This is a genomic window from Streptomyces tauricus, from assembly GCF_014650955.1.
Classification (GTDB): Bacteria; Actinomycetota; Actinomycetes; order Streptomycetales; family Streptomycetaceae; genus Streptomyces; species Streptomyces tauricus.
In genome coordinates, this window is record NZ_BMVY01000009.1 from 42,314 (window position 1) to 60,071 (window position 17,758).

Sequence of the window (17,758 nt, forward strand, 5' to 3'; positions counted from 1 at the left end):
TGTGCTGGGCTGCGTGCCGTTCCCGGCAGCAGGTTGTTGCAACGCGTCATGCGGGGGTAGGGGCAAAAGCGGAGCAAGTATGCCGATAGGGCTCGGTGGCGTCGCGGAGCCGTGTTGCGGAGCCGGGGGACGCCGCGCATAGTTGCGCTCCGAAGAGGCTGGAACCGGGGGTTGGGGAGATGGCCGGGCACACGACGGAAGCGCATCCACACGGTGCTGACCGCCTGTGCGATGCCGGAGACCGGGTGTACTCCCGGGCGGTGCGGCGCGGCCGGGTGTCCCGCAAGGACGCCGAGTCGGTGCCCTGCCTGGTCGAGCTGGCGCTCCTGCATCCCGACCCCGACGACATGGGCTGGCTGGTGCCGACCTCGCCGCAGGAGGTCATGACGCGGCTGCTGCGGGAGATGCACGAGCACGTCGTCGCGACCCAGTCACGCATGGGCGAGGCGGTCTCCGCCTTCGAGTGGTACGCGGCCCTCGGCGGCGACGCGCGCTCCCCCGCCGGGGCGGTGGCGATCCGGGTGCTCGACGGGCTGCCCCGGATCCGTGCCGCGATGGACGAGGCGACCGAGGCGTGCACCTCCGAGGTGCTGGCCGTCCAGCCGGGCGGCATCCGCCGCGAGGACGAACTCTCCGAAGGCCTGCACCGGGCGCTCGCGCTGCGCCGCCGCGGGGTGCGTATGCGCGACCTGTACACGCATGTGGCCCGGCACGGCCAGGGCCTGCGGAACTACATGGAGCTGATGGAGGAGGCGGCGGAGGCCCGCACGCTCGACGAGGTCACCGAGCGGCTCATCGTCTTCGACCGCACGGTCGCGTTCATCCCCGCGAGCCCCGACCGCACCATGGCCCTGGAGCTGCGCCACCCGGCCCTGGTGAGCTATCTGGTCACCGTCTTCGAACGGCTCTGGCGGCTGGCGATCCCCCTCACCGCGCCCCTCCCGGACACCGGCATCGAGGGCATCACCCACCGCGAACGCTCCATCGCGGCGCTGCTCGCCGAGGGGCACCAGGACGCGGTGGTCGCGGAGCGCCTCGGCATCAGCGTCCGTACGTGCCGGGCGCACATCGCCCGGCTGTCGGAGACGCTGGGGGCCGCCAGCCGCACGCAGCTGGGGGTGCGGATCGCCCAGGCGGGCCTGGACGGGCCACCGCGCGCCGCGGAACTGCAGCCGCTCACTGTTCCGAATCGTCCAGGATCCCCGAGCGACCGATGAGATAGCCGAGCCGCGCGCGGCTCTCGCTGCCGAGGGTCTCGGCGAGCTTGGCGATGTGCGCCCTGGCGGTGCGAACGTTCAGGCCGAGCCGTTCGGCGACGGCCGCGTCGGTGTGGCCTTCGACGAGAAGGGTGGCGATGGCTCGCTGACGTGGGGTGACGCCTTTGAGCGAGGGACGTCGGACGGCTTCGGGATACATGGGCGTGGCCAGGCGCCAGAGCCGGTCGAAGGTGGTGACGAGGTAACCGACGAGGGCCGGTGGCGGACCTCCAGTGCGAGGCTGCCGTCCTTGTCGGCGGGGATGAAGGCGACGGTGCGGTCGGTGACGATGAGCCGGTCCGTGACTTCGTCGAGGGAGCGGGTCTCGATGTCGCCCTTCAACTGCTCGTAGCGGGCCAGAACGGTGGGCGAGTGGCGCACTGTGTGCTGGTAGAGGGTGCGGATGCGGGCGCCGCGGTCCAGCAGGGCCTGGTCACGGTCCAGTGCGATGGCCTCGGCCTGGTAGCGGCGTTCACCGGTGTGGGTGTGGGGCTGGACGGTGAGGAGTTCACGGGACGCGTGGGCCATGGCTTCGGTGATGGCCTGGTTGATCTGCTTCGAACCGCTGAGGACGTTGATCATCGGAGTGTCCGCGGTCGCCGTCCGGCGTCCGTCGACCCGCATCAGCGGCTCGAACACCGCGGCCAGCCGGGCCTCGCGCCACCGCTCGTCGGCTATGCGTTCCCCGGATCTCCGCAGCAGCCGGTGAAGGGCGACGACCGGCGCGACGGGTTCGAGGCGGACCGGGTCCTCGACGGCCGGCTGCAGGAGGCCGAAGTCGACGAGGCAGGGAGCCACTTCGGCGTCCTCGCTGTGTATACGCCCCTCGCGCAGAGCCCGTTCGTACAACTCCGAGCCGGCCGCGCACAGTTCCTCCACACTGTGTGCGGGGTGCGGGTCCTTCACTCCGCAGCGCCCTGCTTCAGGATCCCCGACTCGGCAATGAGGTAGCCGAGTTGTGCGCGGCTGCCGCTGCCCAGGGCGGTGGCCAGCTTCGCTATGTGCGCGCGGCAGGTGCGTACGTTCATGCCGAGCCGGCGGGCTATGGCCTCGTCGACGTGGCCCTCCACGAGGAGCTTGGCGATCGAGTGCTGGATGTTCGTGATGCCGTCGGGGGCGGTCTCGTACGGGGCGCCGGCACTCAGCGGGACGGCTCGGCCCCAGACGAACTCGAAGACCTTGATCAGGTAGCGGACGAGGCCCGGGTGGCGCAGTTCCAGGGCGACCTGCTGGTCGTCGCGCGTGGGGATGAACGCGACGGTCTCGTCGCAGATGATGAGACGTTCCACCAGCTCGTCGATGGTGCGGTACTCCACCTTGCCGTTGGAGAGCTGGTCCACGTAGGCCAGCTTCTCCTGGCTGTAGCGGGCGGTGTGCTGGTAGAGGGTCCTGATGCGCACACCGCGTTCGGTCAGCGGTCTGTCGCGTTCCAGCCCGTGCATGAGGTTGCGCTCGGATATGCGGTTGCTCGGCTGGATGGTGAGGACCTCGGTCTGGCACTGGGCCGTGGCCAGGTTGAGCGCCGCGTTGATCCGGTCGCTGCCCTCCAGCACCGTGATGGAGTGGGTGGGCGCCGTCGCCTGGGCGCTCAGCGTCATGAACGGCTCGAAAGCATCGGTCAGTTCGATCGACAACCGCCGGTGCGCCGTGATTTCGCGCTCTATGGGGTTGAGCCGCTGGGCCAGGGCCACCGTCGGAGGCACCGGGCGCAACCAGCTCGCGTCATCCGGATCGGGGTGAAGAAGGGCGAACTCCATCAAGCAGGGAGCGGACTCGACTTCTTCACGGGCGATACGTCCTGTGCGGAGCGCATTCGCATAGAGACGGCCGCCTTCCTCGCACAGCTCGGTCACCGCATGAGGATGTGTCGGTTTATGCCGTTTCGCCATGAAATCTCCACCCCCCAGGGTCCTGAACGTGCAGGAACATGATGCATCGATTATGTGGCCATGATGTGCCCGAATGAGCCATCGTCGTATCCGACGGGGGAGAGGGACCTTCAAGTGAGGACGAAGCCGACTATGGGTAAGAAAATGCTTCGCTCGGTGCTTGTCGCCGTCTTCTCCGCCGTTGTGGCCTTCGGAGCACTGGATGGCCTCTCCGACGCGAAGGGTGACGTTCGAGCGGACACGAGCTGGCCGTCGGCCGGACAGAACGGTGAGGTCGCCGGCCCCCCGGACACCAGCTGGCCCGTGGCGCCGATAGACGGCAGCATCGGAGGCTGACATGAGCACTCCTCCCGACGACCGGTCCTTCCGCAGAGAAATGGCCACCGCCTACCGCTCCGGCTGGCACTTCATCGACCTGGCCACCGCCATCCCCCACAGCGGTGACTCGTTGATGGTGACCGTCTTCGGAGAGCCGGTCGTGGTGACGCGGGACGACGAGGACGACGTACGGGCGTACCGGTGTCTGCGGCGGCCTCGGGGGGCGCCGCAGCCGGTACGGTGCGCCATTCGGTACGGAATGATCTTTGTGAACCTCGATCAGCGCGACCATCGGCTGGACGAGCCGGAGGCCCCGGACGTACGAACCATCGCAGCCACCCCCCGCAGTGCCTGACGCGATTCCCCCGTCGTAGTAAATCGCTCAGGCGCTTCCCCCCGCAGCGGCGTCACCGTGACCTGAACACGGTGACGCCGCTGCAGTTTTCAGGCATGTTCCGGCAGACATGTTTCAGCAGGCATGCTTCATGCTGCCCCCGGCGCTCCACAAGGGTGAAAACCGGCCTCGTGCCACCGCCCCGCCCGCCGCGGTGCCCGCCGTGGTGTCAGCAGTTGCCCATGGCCGACGTCAGGGCGATCTCGATGACCACCCGGGCCGGATTGGGTGACGGCGTCCTGCTGTAGCGCTCGGCGTAGCGGCGCACCGCTTCCGCGACCCGCTCCGGGTCCCCGGACACCGTCGCGCGCCCCTCCAGCGTCGCCCACCGCCGCCCCTCCAGCTGGCAGACCGCGACCGGCATCCCGTCGGGTCCCGCGGCCAGCACGTTGCGTACTTTCTTGCTGGACTTGGAGGCGATGACCCGAGCCAGACCGGCCTCGGGATCGTATGTGACGCCGACGGGCACCACGTGCGGGGTGCCGTCGGGACGGAAGGTGCTCAGGGTGCACACGTGGCGTTCCCGCCAGAAGCCGAGATAGGAGTCGCCGGGATCGCGCGGGTTCACGGGGTACGAGGCCATGAACCGGAACCTAACCCGGCGGGCTCCCCGCAGCCCCCTGAACCCCCTTGAGTGGAATAGACTCAACTTTGTGTACGTTGGTTGGGTCAGCCAACACCGTACGGGTACGAGCCTGAGTACGAGCACGAGGAGGAGAACGCGAACGTGGACGCCGAGCTGACCAACAGGAGCCGGGACGCGATCAACGCGGCCAGCAGCAGGGCCGTGTCCGAGGGCCACCCGGACCTGACGCCCGCGCACCTGCTGCTCGCGCTGCTGGCCGGGCAGGAGAACGAGAACATCACCGACCTGCTGGCCGCGGTCGACGCCGACCAGGCCGCCGTACGGGCCGGCGCCGAGCGCGTCCTCGCCGCGCTGCCCAGCGTGACCGGCTCCACCGTCGCCCCGCCGCAGCCCAACCGCGAGCTGCTCGCGGTCATCGCCGACGCGAGCGAGCGGGCCAAGGAGCTCGGGGACGAGTACCTCTCCACCGAGCACATGCTGATCGCGATCGCCGCCAAGGGCGGCCAGGTCGGCGACATACTCTCCCAGCAGGGGGCCAGCGCCAAGAAGCTGCTGGACGCGTTCGAGAAGAGCAGGGGAGGGCGCCGGGTGACCACCCCGGATCCCGAGGGCCAGTACAAGGCACTCGAAAAGTTCGGTACCGACTTCACCGCCGCGGCCCGGGAGGGCAAGCTCGACCCGGTCATCGGCCGCGACCAGGAGATCCGCCGCGTCGTACAGGTCCTGTCGCGGCGCACCAAGAACAACCCCGTCCTCATCGGGGAGCCCGGCGTCGGCAAGACCGCCGTGGTGGAAGGCCTCGCCCAGCGGATCGTCAAGGGCGATGTGCCCGAGTCCCTCAAGAACAAGCGGCTCGTCTCGCTCGACCTCGGCGCCATGGTGGCCGGGGCCAAGTACCGCGGTGAGTTCGAGGAGCGCCTGAAGACGGTCCTGGCCGAGATCAAGGACTCCGACGGGCAGATCATCACGTTCATCGACGAGCTGCACACCGTCGTCGGCGCGGGCGCCGGCGGGGATTCGGCCATGGACGCCGGAAACATGCTCAAGCCCATGCTCGCCCGCGGCGAACTGCGCATGGTCGGCGCCACCACCCTGGACGAGTACCGCGAGCGGATCGAGAAGGACCCGGCGCTGGAGCGGCGCTTCCAGCAGGTGCTGGTCGCCGAGCCGTCCGTCGAGGACACCATCGCGATCCTGCGTGGCCTCAAGGGCCGGTACGAGGCCCACCACAAGGTGGTCATCGCGGACAGCGCGCTCGTCGCCGCCGCGACCCTCTCCGACCGGTACATCACCTCGCGCTTCCTGCCCGACAAGGCCATCGACCTCGTCGACGAGTCCGCGTCCCGGCTGCGGATGGAGATCGACTCCTCGCCCGTCGAGATCGACGAGCTGCAGCGGGTCGTCGACCGGCTGCGCATGGAGGAGCTGGCGCTCGACAAGGAGACCGACGCGGCCTCCAAGCAGCGCCTGGAGAAGCTGCGCCGCGACCTCGCCGACAAGGAGGAGGAGCTGCGCGGTCTCACCGCCCGCTGGGAGAAGGAGAAGCAGTCCCTCAACCGCGTCGGTGAGCTGAAGGAGCGGCTCGACGAGCTGCGCGGCCAGGCCGAGCGGGCCCAGCGCGACGGCGACTTCGACACCGCCTCCAAGCTCCTCTACGGCGAGATCCCGACCCTGGAGAGGGACCTGGAGGAAGCCTCCGAGGCCGAGGAGGAGGCCGCCAAGGGCACGATGGTCAAGGAGGAGGTCGGCCCGGACGACATCGCCGACGTGGTCGGCGCCTGGACCGGCATCCCCGCGGGCCGCCTCCTGGAGGGCGAGACGCAGAAGCTGCTGCGCATGGAGGAGGAGCTGGGCCGGCGGCTGATCGGCCAGAGCGAGGCCGTACGGGCCGTCTCGGACGCCGTCCGCCGCACCCGCGCGGGCATCGCCGACCCGGACCGCCCGACCGGTTCGTTCGTCTTCCTCGGACCGACCGGTGTCGGCAAGACCGAGCTGGCCAAGGCCCTCGCGGACTTCCTCTTCGACGACGAGCGGGCCATGATCCGCATCGACATGTCGGAGTACGGCGAGAAGCACAGCGTGGCCCGTCTGGTCGGCGCGCCGCCCGGCTACATCGGCTACGAGGAGGGCGGCCAGCTCACCGAGGCCGTCCGCAGGCGCCCGTACAGCGTCGTGCTCCTGGACGAGGTGGAGAAGGCGCACCCGGAGGTCTTCGACATCCTGCTCCAGGTCCTGGACGACGGACGGCTCACCGACGGGCAGGGCCGGACGGTCGACTTCCGCAACACCATCCTGGTCCTGACCTCGAACCTGGGCAGCCACTACCTGGTCGACCCCCTGACGAGCGAGCAGGAGAAGAAGGAACAGGTCATGGAGGTGGTGAGGGCTTCTTTCAAGCCGGAATTCCTCAACCGGCTCGACGACCTCGTGGTCTTCTCGGCGCTGAACAAGACGGAACTGGAACGCATCGCCAAGCTCCAGGTCGGCCGTCTCGCGAAGCGGCTCGCCGAGCGCCGGCTCACCCTGGAGATCACGGACGAGGCCCTGGCCTGGCTCGCGGACGAGGGCAACGACCCGGCGTACGGTGCCCGGCCGCTGCGCCGTCTCGTGCAGACCGCCATCGGTGACCGGCTCGCCAAGGAGATCCTCTCCGGCGAGGTCAAGGACGGCGACACGGTCCGCGTGGACGCCTTCGGCGACGGCCTGATCGTCGGCCCCGCGACGGGACCGGTCACGGTCGCCGCGGAGGGCCCGGCAACCGGGTCGGCAACCGGGTCGGAGAACGGCCCGGCAGATGGGGCGGCGAGCGGTCCGGCGTCGGGCAAAACGCTCTGAGCGGAATTACGTCACCGGCGGGGGCGGGGGTTGCGGGCCCCCGCCCCGCATGGGGGAGGATGGCGGAATCCGTACGAAGGGAAAATCACGGTGAGCATCGACCCGTCCTCGATTCCGAACTTCGGGGGCCAGCCAGAGCCGAACCCCGGCGGACCGGCGGGCCCCGTCGTCCCGGATCAGGACCTTGTGAAGCAGCTCCTGGACCAGATGGAGCTGAAGTATGTCGTCGACGACGAGGGAGACCTCGCGGCGCCGTGGGAGCAGTTCCGTACGTACTTCATGTTCCGCGGTGAGGACGACCAGCAGGTCTTCTCGGTGCGGACGTTCTACGACCGGCCCCACCAGATCGACGAGAAGCTCCACCTGCTCGAATCGATCGACGACTGGAACCGGCGCACGCTGTGGCCCAAGGTCTACAGCCACACGCACGACGACGGCACCGTCCGCCTGATCGGCGAGGCGCAGATGCTGATCGGCACGGGCGTCAGCCTGGAGCACTTCGTGTCGTCGACGGTCAGCTGGGTGCGGGCCGCCATCGAGTTCGACAAGTGGCTCGTCGAGCAGCTCGGCCTGGAGCAGGAGATCGACGACGCGGAGAAGCCCGACGAGGACCAGTAGTCCGCACGGCGGCCGGTGGCCCTGACGGCGACCGGTGGTCCGCACGGCGACCAGTGGTCCTGACCGCGACCAGTGGTCCTCACAGTGGCTTGTGGGCGAGTACGACCAGATATGCCCCGTACGTGAACGAGAGCCCGGCCAGGGCGCCGACCACCAGGGTCGCGTGCCACGGCCGGGCTCTCGCCGTCCGTACCAGCGCGCACGCGAGCGGCAGCAGCAGCGGGAACGCCGGCAGCAGGAACCGCGGCTTGCACTCGAAGAACCCGGCGCCGCCGGCCGCCACGAACAGCAGCACGCCCGCGTAGACCAGCAGCGGCAGGGGAGCGCGGTCCGCGAGCAGCAGCCCGTACAGCAGCAGCGCCGCCGCGACGGTCACCATCGACACCGGGAAGACGAGCAGGTCGCCCTCCAGCAGCAGATGCCGTACGAAGCGCAGCGCGTCGAGGCCGAAGTCGAAGCGCGAACCCCACAGCCGCTGCACCTCGAAGTACCCGCCGAGCGGATCGCCCTGCCGCCGCCCCACCCACAGCACGTACCCCACCCAGCCGAGCGGGGCGAGCGCCGCGCCCGTCCACAGCCTGTGGGTAACTTTTCCGCGCCGCCTCCAGAACTCGTACGCCGCCGCCGCGAGGACCGCCGCGGCCACCGCGAACCCGTTCGGCCGGGCCAGCCCCGCGCCCACCGCGAGGGTGCCCGCCCACACCCACCGGCCGGTGAGGACGGCGTACAGCGACCAGGCCGCGAAGGCGGTCAGGACCGGTTCCGTGTACGCCATCGACAGCACGACCGAGTGCGGCAGCAGGGCCCACAGGAGGACGAGGGCGGTGGCGACGGCCCGGTCGTGCAGCCGGGCCCCGATCGCGTAGATCCCGCAGGCGGCGACCCCGGCGGCCGTCCACGACACCAGCAGGCCCGCCGCCGGACCGCTGAGCGGGGTCAACTCGGTGACGGACCGCAGCAGCCCCGGATAGAGCGGGAAGAACGCCAGGTCGCTGTGGACGACGTCGGGATGGAACCGCAGGCTGCGCCCGTAGCCGTTCCCGGCGATCCGCAGATACCAGATGGAGTCCCAGGACCGCCCGAGCAGCAGCACGGGCCGCTCGCCGACCGCCCAGGCGGCCAGGGCCACGGCCGCGGCACCCAGCAGCCGGGCCGCCATGAACAGTGCGAGGGCCGTGCCCATCGTGGCGGCCGGGACCGGACGGCGCGGCGGCGGACGCTCCGCGGCGGGGGGCGTGACGGGGGAGGGCGCGAGGGTACGGACGAGGCTCACATCCGAAGATTGCGGGCAATCCGGGCCTTTTGCGAGCAACGCGCGGCCGACCGGGTCCGCTTCACCCCGTTGTTCCGCCACCACGGCGCGCCGCCGTGACAACGGGCTCCGAGGCGTTCGCCGGCCGGAGTCACCCGGCGAGCGTCTTGAGCCGGCTCACCGCTTCCTCCAGTACGGACGTCCGCTTGCAGAACGCGAACCGGACGAAGGGCGCCCCGGCGTCCCGGTGGTCGTAGAAGACCGCGTTCGGGATGGCGACGATCCCGGCCCGCTCCGGCAGCGCCCGGCAGAACGCGAAGCCGTCGCTCTCGCCCAGCGGCCGGATGTCGGTGGTGACGAAGTACGTCCCGGCCGGCCGGAACACCGCGAAGCCCGCCTCCGCGAGCCCCGCGCTCAGCAGGTCCCGCTTGGCCAGCATGTCCGCGCGGAAGGCGTCGAAGTACGTGTCGGGCAGCGCCAGCGCCTCGGCGACCGCGTACTGGAAGGGCCCCGAGGACACGTACGTGAGGAACTGCTTCGCCGAGCGCACCGCCGTCACCAGCTCGGGTGAGGCGGTCACCCAGCCGACCTTCCAGCCGGTGAACGAGAACGTCTTGCCCGCGCTCCCGATGCTGACCGTGCGCCCGCGCATCCCGGGCAGCGTCGCGAGGGGCACGTGCTCGGCGCCGCCGAAGACCAGGTGCTCGTACACCTCGTCGGTGACGACCAGCAGATCCCGCTCGACGGCCAGCTCGGCGATCGCGGTCAGTTCCTCGCGGGTGAGGACCGTGCCGGTCGGGTTGTGCGGGGTGTTGAGCAGCAGCAGCCGGGTGTTGTCCGTGACCGCGTCGCGCAGCTCGTCGAGGTCGAGCCGGAACCGCCGCCGTACGACGCCGTCGTCGCCGGTCTCCTCGTGCGGCCGCAGGGTGACCGGCACGCGCGTACCACCGGCCATCGCGATGCAGGCCGCGTACGAGTCGTAGTACGGCTCCAGGGCGATCACCTCGTCGCCGGGCTCCAGCAGGGCGAGCAGGGTGGCCGCGATGGCCTCGGTCGCACCGGCCGTGACCAGCACCTCGGTCCCGGGGTCGTACGTCAGCCCGTACAGGCGCTCCTGATGCGCGGCGACGGCCGTACGCAGCTCGGGGACGCCAGGCCCCGGCGGGTACTGGTTGCCGCGCCCGTCGCGCAACGCCCGCACGGCCGCCTCCCGGACCTCCTCGGGCCCGTCGGTGTCGGGGAAGCCCTGCCCGAGATTGATCGAGCCGGTGCTCAGGGCGAGGGCCGACATCTCGGCGAAGATCGTCGTACCGAACTCGGCGAGACGGCGGTTGAGGAGGGGGCGACGTGCACTGGAGGTCATGACGGCCATCCTGCGCTCAACCTCTGGAGTTGCTCAACTCTGCTTTGGTCCGTGAGACGACAGGGCATCCCCCTCCCACGCAAGGCGCACACCTGGGTGTGCGGCAGGAATCACCGCCGCGGTCACCGAAGGAATCACAGCAGCGGTCGCCGCGGCAGTCACAGCAAGGATCTCGGCAGGAAACAGGCAGCAGCAGACGAGAAGCAGAGCCCACGGGGGGCCGCTTCGGGGGAACGGAAGGAGGGTGGCGCCATGGTCATCGGCATCATCCTGGCGTTGTTCGTCGTGGGGTTCGTGGTCGTCGTGGGCGTGCGGATCGCATCCGCCGCCGACCGGGGACGCGGTCGTGGCAGGGGGCGTTCGCGCCGCAACAGCGACAGCTGGTGGGCCGGCGGGGGAGCGACGAGCGGGGGCGACGGAGGCTCCTCCTCCTCCTGTTCGTCGGGCTCGTCGGGGAACCACTCCTGCGGCGGCGGTTCGTCCTGCGGGGGCGGAGGCGGCGGATGCGGCGGAGGCAGCTGACACGGGGCAGCTGAGCTCCGGGCGGCAACCGGGTTCCGGGACGGGGCAACCGCCTCCGGGCCGGGAACCGCGTCCGGATCGTCCGCTCGAACGAGTGCCCGTCGGGGGTCATCTCCCGGCGGGCACTCCGTCGTTCAGGGGGCGTGAACCTCGACGTGAGCCCCCCAGGGGCGCACTTTCTGGTTGAACAGTTGAGCTGTGGAGCCCTCGGGGGGATGGAAACCCGCCGAAGTTGGGTAAAAACGCTGTGACGGACGCGCCGTTCATGATTCCCTCGTATCGCCGACGCAGACCCCGGAACAACCCTCTGACCTGGCCGACCGGGCCCGGATCACCGCCCGGCGCCGACCGGGGTGCGACGGACCGACCCCACCCTTGCGTGCAGCGGAGCCGACCCATGCTCACGACCCTCAACACCGCCTACACCGACACGCGCGCGGCCGACCTCGCCTGGGCCCTCGGACGCGAACCGCTGCCCGCGCTCGCCACCCTCGACATCGAATTCGCCGACGCGAAACTGCAGTTGAGACTGCTCGGAGCGTCCCACCAGGTCCTCCTTGAGGAGGAGCGGGGCACCTGTTCGGAGACCGTCGCCTGTATCGCGGGCAGCAGTTCACCGCTGCCGCTCGGCGTCGCCAAGCGGGCGGGCGACTGGGAGTACGAGTTCGCCGCGCGCGTGGAGACGCTGTCGCGCGGTTCCTTCGCGGGCCGGGCCCAGGAGTTGCTCGCCCTCGTCGCCGACCATCCGAACGGACTGGCGGGGGTCTTCCCCGGCAGCCCGCACGCCTTCACCGCGATGCTCGCGCAGCGCCACGAGGGCCAGGTGCACTGGCGCACCTGGCACGCCTACCCCCAGGAGGGCCAACTGGTCGCCACCCGTACGAAGGTGGGAGTACGGGTACCCGCGCGTCTCTAGGGCAGGCCCCGGGCCCTGGCGTCACGCCGCCGTCCTCCGTCCGGCGGGAGGGGGCCCCGAAACGGCCGAAGTATGCGCGGGCGACAGCATTTACACACGTGTGGGTGACAGGACGCAGTGAACCGGTGACGTAGCGTTCCCTGAGTGATCGAGCCGCACGCGCCCGCCCCGCCCGGTACGGCCCCGCCGCCCCGCCGCGGCGCGGGCCAGGCGCGTCTGCCGGTCAGGCCCGCCACCGGCCGGTTCCTCGTCCTCACCGGCGTGTTCGTCTGCGCGGCCTGCGGACTGGTGTACGAACTGGAACTGGTCGCCCTCGCCTCGTACTTGATCGGCGACTCCATCACCCAGGCCTCCGTCGTCCTGTCCGTGATGGTCTTCGCGATGGGCATCGGCTCACTCCTCGCCAAACGGCTGCGCTGCCGCGCCGCGGCCGGCTTCGGTGCCGTGGAGGCCCTGCTCGCGCTGATCGGCGGCTGCAGCGCGATGGCCCTGTACGCCGTCTTCGCCTGGACCGGCGACTGGGGCGGCGCCTGGGCCAACGGCTCCAGCTACCTCCTCGTCGCCTTCTCCCTCGCCATCGGCCTGCTCATCGGCGCCGAGGTGCCGCTGCTGATGGAGCTGATCCAGCGCGTGCGCAGACAGGACGCGGGCGGCGCGGTCGCCGACCTGTTCGCCGCGGACTACGTGGGCGCGCTGGCCGGCGGGCTCGCGTTCCCGTTCCTGCTGCTGCCCCTGCTCGGCCAGCTGACCGCGACGCTGATCACCGGGACGGTCAACGCGATCGCCGGCGCCGCGCTCGTCCTCGGCCTGTTCCGGCAGGACCTGACCCGGCGCGGCCGCTGGCTGCTGGTCGTCGCCAACCTCCTCGTCCTCGCGCTGCTCGCCTCGGCCGCCGTCCTCGTCGACGACTTCGAGCGGTCCGCGCGGCACGCGATGTACGGCAGGGACGTCCGGGTGGCCATGCACACCGACGTCCAGGACGTCGTCCTCACCGGCGGCACCGACGGCAGCCGGCTCGACCTCTACCTCGACGGCCGGCTGAGGGTCAGCGGCAGCGACGAGCGCCGCTACCACGAGGCGCTCGTCCACCCCGCGATGAACGGCCCCCACGCGCGCGTGCTCGTCCTCGGCGGTGGCGACGGGCTGGCCGTGCGCGAGGTGCTGCGGCACCGGGGCGTACACCGGGTCGACGTCGTCGAACTCGACACCGAGTTCGTGGAGTTGGCACGCACCGACCCGGCACTGTCCGCGCTGAACGGCCACGCGTACGAGGATCCGCGGGTGCGGGTCGTCGCCGCGGACGCGTTCGGCTGGCTGCGGCAGGCCCCGCGGGACGCGTACGACGTGGTGGTCTCCGATCTGCCCGACCCCGAGGACACGTCCAGTACGAAGCTGTACTCGCAGGAGTTCTACGGGCTGGCCCGCGCGGTGCTCGGCGACGGCGGGCGGCTCGTCGTGCACGCCGGGCCCGTCGCGGCCCGGCCGCGCGCGTTCTGGACCGTGGACGCGACGGTACGGGCGGCCGGGCTGCGGACGGTGCCGTACTCCGTCGGCGGCCGCGACTCCTACGCCGCGGGCGGGTCGCGGGTCCCGCACGACTGGGGGTACGTGCTGGCCGCGCGCACGCGGCCGTACCTGGGGGACGGGGCGACGGAGGGGGCGCCGCGCGTGCCGTCCCTCCAGGCGGGCGTCCGCGCGATGGAGCGCACGCGGCTGGAGGGCCTGCCGCCCTCGACGCTGGTACACCCGAGATACGCGGACTACGGGGAGTACGCGGAATACGCGGAATACGCGGACTGAGCCCGTCCGGGGGCGCTTCGCGATTGGCTCCACGGGTGCGTCCGCCGGTCCGTCGCGCGCGTCCCTCCGCGCGTCCGTCCGGGCGTCCATCCGCGGTGGATCCGGGGGAATCCCCGCATGTACGGGTGCGGTACGGGTGGTGCTGGGTAGGCTCGGCCGACATGGAGCATGAGGTGTTCGTTCCGGTTCCCGTCGAGCGTCTGCGCGAGGCTCTCGCCGATCCCGCGCGGGTGGCGCGGGCGCTGCCCGGTCTCCAGCAGGACGCGGGGACGGCGCCCGTCTCCGGCCGCCTGAAGCTACGGGTCGGCGGGCACTCCATCACGTACCGGGGCACGCTCGGTGTCTCCGCGCGCGACGACGGCTCGTACTCCGTCGAGGCCGACGCCACGGAGGCGCGGGGGACGGGCTCGGTGAAGCTCGCGCTCACGCTGGCCGTGCGGCCGGCCGAGGGGGGCTCGACGCTCACGTTCACCGGTACGGCCTCGGCCGACGGCCGTATCGCCGATCTGCCGGCGGACGAGGTGGCGTCGGCGACGACCCGCCTGCTGAACCGCTTCGCGGAACACCTGGCGCCGGAACCGGAGCCGGAGGAGGAGTCCCCGGAGCCGGGGCCCGACCCGGCGGAGGAAGAGCCCTCCTCCTCGCACGTGCCGTTCGCGGAGGGCGACTTCGCGAGCGGCTTCGAGGACGACGGGACGTCGCCGCCCGGGGCACCGGCCGAGGCGGCGCACGCGCGGCGCACGATGATCGGCCGCAGCGCGGAGGAGGTCGACCACGCGCCGCCGCGCGGCCGGTACGCGCCCGTGCCGACGCCCGAGTCCGCGGGCGGCAACGCGGTCCTCCGCTGGGCCGCACCCGCGGCGGCCCTCGCCCTGGCCTCGGCGATCGTAGTAGGCCGAGCCCTCCGCAAACGCCACTGACCACCGCGGCGAGGTGGGGGTCGCCCGCGCGGTTCCCCGCGCCCCTGAGGGGGCTGCTTGGGGGCGCGGGGAACTGCGCGGCCAGCCATGAGCGGCGTGCACGGGGCATCCGGTGTGCGGTGTGTTTTGTGTGCGGCCGAGTGGGGGTTGCCCGCGCAGTTTCCCGCGCCCCTGAGGGGCGGCCGGTCCTGGGGCGTGGCCTCCCGCCCGCCCGGAGACGGCCCGCAGGGCCCGTTTTCAGGGGCGCGGGGAACTGCGCGGCCAGCCGCGGGCGGCGTGCACGGGATATACCGCGTGCGGTGTGGGTTTTTTCTGCGGGTGGGTACAGGGCGCGCGCGCAGTTCCCCGCGCCCCTGGGGGCGGCCGCCCCGGGATGGGCCCCTGCGGGGCACAACCCGTCGCGCACCCCGTAGGGTCTTCCGCGTGAGTAACGAAGACATCACGCTGACCGCCGGCGACGCGCAAGCGACCGTGCAGCCGGGCAACGGCGGACGGATCGGCGGACTGAAGGTCGACGGCGTCGAACTGCTGCGCCAGGGCGACAAGTTCGGCTGCTTCCCCATGGTGCCGTGGTGCGGCCGCACCAGGGACGGCCGTTTCCTCAACGGCTCCACCCCCCACCAACTCCCCCTCAACTCCCCACCCCACGCCATCCACGGCACCGCCCGCGACGCCGCCTGGCGCACCGCCCGTACGAGCGCCGACGAGGCCGTCATCACGTACGACCTCGTCGACCCCTGGCCGTACTCCGGCCGGGTCACGCAGGTCGTCAAGCTGACCGAGGACTCCCTGACGCTCACCATGTCGGTGGAGACGTACGGCGACTCCTTCCCGGCGCAGATCGGGTGGCACCCCTGGTTCAACCGCACCCTCGGCGGAGGCGAGGGCGCGCGCGTCGACTTCAGCGCCGCCTGGCAGGAGGAGCGCGGCGACGACCACCTGCCGACCGGCCGCCGCATCGACCCGCGGCCGAGCCCCTGGGACGACTGCTTCGGTATGCCCGACGGCGTCGACGTCACCCTCACCTGGCCCGGCCGGCTGGAGCTGAACGTGGCCAGCCGCGAGCAGTGGGTCGTCGTCTACGACGAGCAGGAGGCGGCCGTGTGCGTGGAACCGCAGACCGGGCCGCCCAACGGCCTCAACACCCTGCCCCGCCTGGTCACCCCCATCGACCCCCTGGAAGCCGCCACCACCTGGACCTGGCGCCGCCTCTAAGCTGACCCGCATGAGCGACGACGTACGCGGCGAGCTGCTGCAGCAGATCAAGGACAAGGCCGTGGTGCACGGCAAGGTGACCCTCTCCTCCGGCATCGAGGCCGACTACTACGTCGACCTGCGGCGGATCACCCTGGACGGCGAGGCCGCCCCGCTGGTCGGCGAGGTGCTGCTCGACCTGACGGCGGACCTGGACTTCGACGCGGTCGGCGGCCTCACCATGGGCGCCGACCCGGTGGCCGCGGCCCTGCTGCACGCCGCCCACGCGCGCGGCCGGCGCCTGGACGCCTTCGTGGTCCGCAAGGAGGCGAAGGCGCACGGCCTGCAGCGCAGGGTCGAGGGCCCGGAGATCGCGGGCCGCCGTGTGCTCGTCGTCGAGGACACCTCGACGACCGGCGGCTCCCCGCTCGCCGCCGTCGAGGCCGTGCGCGAGGCCGGCGCGGAGGTCGTCGGCGTGGCGACCATCGTCGACCGCGCCACCGGCGCCGCGGAGAAGATCCAGGAAGCCGCCGGTGTCCCGTACCTCTTCGCCTACTCCAAGGACGAGCTGGGCCTCGCCTGAGCGAGACCTGAGTGAGACCGGAGCATCCGGTCATGTCTGGAAAGATGGGGCCGACGATGACGTCGCCCCCTAGGTCAGGGTTCTCAGCAGAACGCCACCCGCACATACAAGGAGCGGACAGATGCCCATCGCAACCCCCGAGGTCTACAACGAGATGCTCGACCGGGCGAAGGCAGGCAAGTTCGCCTACCCGGCCATCAATGTGACCTCGACGCAGACCCTGCACGCTGCGCTCCGCGGCTTCGCGGAGGCCGAGAGCGACGGCATCATCCAGATCTCCACCGGCGGTGCGGAGTTCCTGGGCGGCCAGTACAAGAAGGACATGGTCACGGGCGCGGTCGCGCTCGCCGAGTTCGCGCACATCGTCGCCGCGAAGTACGACGTCACCGTCGCCCTGCACACGGACCACTGCCCGAAGGACAAGCTCGACGGGTACGTGCGTCCGCTGCTCGCGGTCTCCGAGGAGCGCGTCAAGGCCGGTCAGAACCCGCTGTTCCAGTCCCACATGTGGGACGGCTCCGCGGAGACCCTCGACGACAACCTGGCCATCGCGCAGGAGCTACTGGCCCGCGCCGCCGCCGCGAAGATCATCCTTGAGGTGGAGATCACCCCGACCGGTGGTGAGGAGGACGGCGTCACGCACGAGATCAACGACTCCCTCTACACCACGGTCGACGACGCGTTCCGTACCGTCGAGGCCCTGGGCCTGGGCGAGAAGGGCCGCTACCTGCTGGCCGCGTCCTTCGGCAACGTGCACGGCGTCTACAAGCCGGGCAACGTCGTCCTGCGCCCCGAGCTCCTGAAGGAGCTGAACGAGGGCGTGGCGGCGAAGTACAACAAGCCGTCCCCGTTCGACTTCGTCTTCCACGGCGGCTCCGGCTCCTCCGAGGAGGAGATCCGCACGGCCCTGGAGAACGGCGTCGTGAAGATGAACATCGACACGGACACGCAGTACGCGTTCACGCGCCCCGTCGCGGACCACATGTTCCGCAACTACGACGGTGTCCTGAAGGTCGACGGCGAGGTCGGCAACAAGAAGACGTACGACCCCCGCACCTGGGGCAAGCTCGCCGAGGGCTCGATGGCCGCGCGCGTCACGCAGGCCTGCGGCAACCTGCGTTCCACGGGTACGAAGATCAAGTAAGCACCCCTCTCGCGGGGGCGGGGCCCGGTTGTCCACAGGGACGACCGGGCCCCGCCGTATGTCCGTATGATCCGGAACATGGCCGCCCCACCACCGTCCCCGCAGGGGTCCCCGGACCCGGACCCGTCTCCGAACCCGGCCCCATCCCCATCCCCATCCCCGGCTCCG

The 17,758-nt window shown here is 71.1% G+C and carries 14 protein-coding genes and 2 pseudogenes; 11 read left to right on the top strand and 5 right to left on the bottom strand.

The features are described 5' to 3' along the window. Nucleotides 1–179: 179 nt before the first annotated feature. Nucleotides 180–1,217, top strand: a complete 1,038-nt coding sequence (locus tag IE278_RS16565) for a helix-turn-helix transcriptional regulator (RefSeq protein ID WP_189773065.1) — start codon at nucleotides 180–182, stop codon at nucleotides 1,215–1,217. Here IE278_RS16565 and IE278_RS16570 read toward each other — a convergent pair. Together IE278_RS16570 and IE278_RS16575 are read right to left on the bottom strand one after the other, a co-directional pair. Next, nucleotides 1,177–2,162 (bottom strand): annotated as a pseudogene (locus IE278_RS16570) (helix-turn-helix transcriptional regulator). The gene IE278_RS16565 and the pseudogene IE278_RS16570 sit on opposite strands and share 41 nt — an antisense overlap. After that, a complete protein-coding gene (locus IE278_RS16575) occupies nucleotides 2,159–3,145 on the bottom strand; it encodes a helix-turn-helix domain-containing protein (RefSeq protein WP_189773066.1) in 987 nt (328 codons plus the stop codon). Before IE278_RS16575 ends, IE278_RS16570 begins: the two are co-directional and overlap by 4 nt. 337 nt (nucleotides 3,146–3,482) lie before the next feature. Between IE278_RS16575 and IE278_RS16580 the strand changes: the two genes are divergently transcribed. Next, nucleotides 3,483–3,818, top strand: coding sequence for a Rieske (2Fe-2S) protein (locus IE278_RS16580; RefSeq protein ID WP_189773067.1), 336 nt, complete (start codon nucleotides 3,483–3,485; stop codon nucleotides 3,816–3,818). A gap of 208 nt (nucleotides 3,819–4,026) precedes the next feature. Here the strand turns inward: IE278_RS16580 and IE278_RS16585 are convergent, their stop codons facing one another. Next, on the bottom strand, nucleotides 4,027–4,440 hold the full coding sequence (locus tag IE278_RS16585) for a pyridoxamine 5'-phosphate oxidase family protein (RefSeq protein WP_189773068.1): 414 nt from the start codon (nucleotides 4,438–4,440) through the stop codon (nucleotides 4,027–4,029). Nucleotides 4,441–4,584: 144 nt separating this feature from the next. Between IE278_RS16585 and clpB the strand changes: the two are divergent. Continuing rightward, nucleotides 4,585–7,170, top strand: a pseudogene (clpB, locus tag IE278_RS16590) (ATP-dependent chaperone ClpB); the annotation flags it as partial. Between the two features lie 198 nt (nucleotides 7,171–7,368). After that, on the top strand, nucleotides 7,369–7,896 hold the full coding sequence (locus tag IE278_RS16595; protein ID WP_189773070.1) for a YbjN domain-containing protein: 528 nt from the start codon (nucleotides 7,369–7,371) through the stop codon (nucleotides 7,894–7,896). Nucleotides 7,897–7,975: 79 nt separating this feature from the next. Here the strand turns inward: IE278_RS16595 and IE278_RS16600 are convergent, their stop codons facing one another. Together IE278_RS16600 and IE278_RS16605 are read right to left on the bottom strand one after the other, a co-directional pair. Beyond that, nucleotides 7,976–9,169 (bottom strand): putative hexosyltransferase, encoded by a 1,194-nt coding sequence (locus tag IE278_RS16600; protein WP_373312006.1) that lies wholly within the window; start codon nucleotides 9,167–9,169, stop codon nucleotides 7,976–7,978. Between the two features lie 130 nt (nucleotides 9,170–9,299). Continuing rightward, nucleotides 9,300–10,520 carry a pyridoxal phosphate-dependent aminotransferase gene (locus IE278_RS16605; RefSeq protein ID WP_189773072.1) on the bottom strand — a complete coding sequence of 407 codons (1,221 nt, stop codon included), beginning with the start codon at nucleotides 10,518–10,520 and terminating at the stop codon, nucleotides 9,300–9,302. A gap of 243 nt (nucleotides 10,521–10,763) precedes the next feature. Here IE278_RS16605 and IE278_RS16610 point away from each other — a divergent pair, with 243 nt between their 5' ends. From IE278_RS16610 to fbaA, 7 genes are all read left to right on the top strand, one after another. Next, the gene (locus IE278_RS16610) at nucleotides 10,764–11,033 is read left to right on the top strand and encodes a hypothetical protein (RefSeq protein ID WP_189773073.1); all 270 of its coding nucleotides are present in this window, start codon (nucleotides 10,764–10,766) and stop codon (nucleotides 11,031–11,033) included. A 397-nt stretch (nucleotides 11,034–11,430) separates the two neighbouring features. Then, a complete protein-coding gene (locus IE278_RS16615; protein ID WP_189773075.1) occupies nucleotides 11,431–11,949 on the top strand; it encodes a DUF2617 family protein in 519 nt (172 codons plus the stop codon). A 144-nt stretch (nucleotides 11,950–12,093) separates the two neighbouring features. Beyond that, entirely contained in the window at nucleotides 12,094–13,749 is a 1,656-nt protein-coding gene (locus tag IE278_RS16620; protein WP_189773077.1) for a polyamine aminopropyltransferase, read from the top strand. A gap of 161 nt (nucleotides 13,750–13,910) precedes the next feature. Then, nucleotides 13,911–14,669 carry an SRPBCC family protein gene (locus tag IE278_RS16625; RefSeq protein ID WP_189773079.1) on the top strand — a complete coding sequence of 253 codons (759 nt, stop codon included), beginning with the start codon at nucleotides 13,911–13,913 and terminating at the stop codon, nucleotides 14,667–14,669. 423 nt (nucleotides 14,670–15,092) lie between these two features. Then, nucleotides 15,093–15,884, top strand: a complete 792-nt coding sequence (locus IE278_RS16630; RefSeq protein WP_189773081.1) for an aldose epimerase family protein — start codon at nucleotides 15,093–15,095, stop codon at nucleotides 15,882–15,884. Nucleotides 15,885–15,894: 10 nt separating this feature from the next. Next, a complete protein-coding gene (pyrE, locus tag IE278_RS16635; RefSeq protein WP_189773082.1) occupies nucleotides 15,895–16,446 on the top strand; it encodes an orotate phosphoribosyltransferase in 552 nt (183 codons plus the stop codon). Nucleotides 16,447–16,567: 121 nt separating this feature from the next. Then, nucleotides 16,568–17,590: a class II fructose-bisphosphate aldolase gene (gene fbaA / locus IE278_RS16640; RefSeq protein ID WP_189773084.1), complete on the top strand. Its 1,023-nt coding sequence runs from the start codon at nucleotides 16,568–16,570 to the stop codon at nucleotides 17,588–17,590. Nucleotides 17,591–17,758 lie beyond the last annotated feature (168 nt).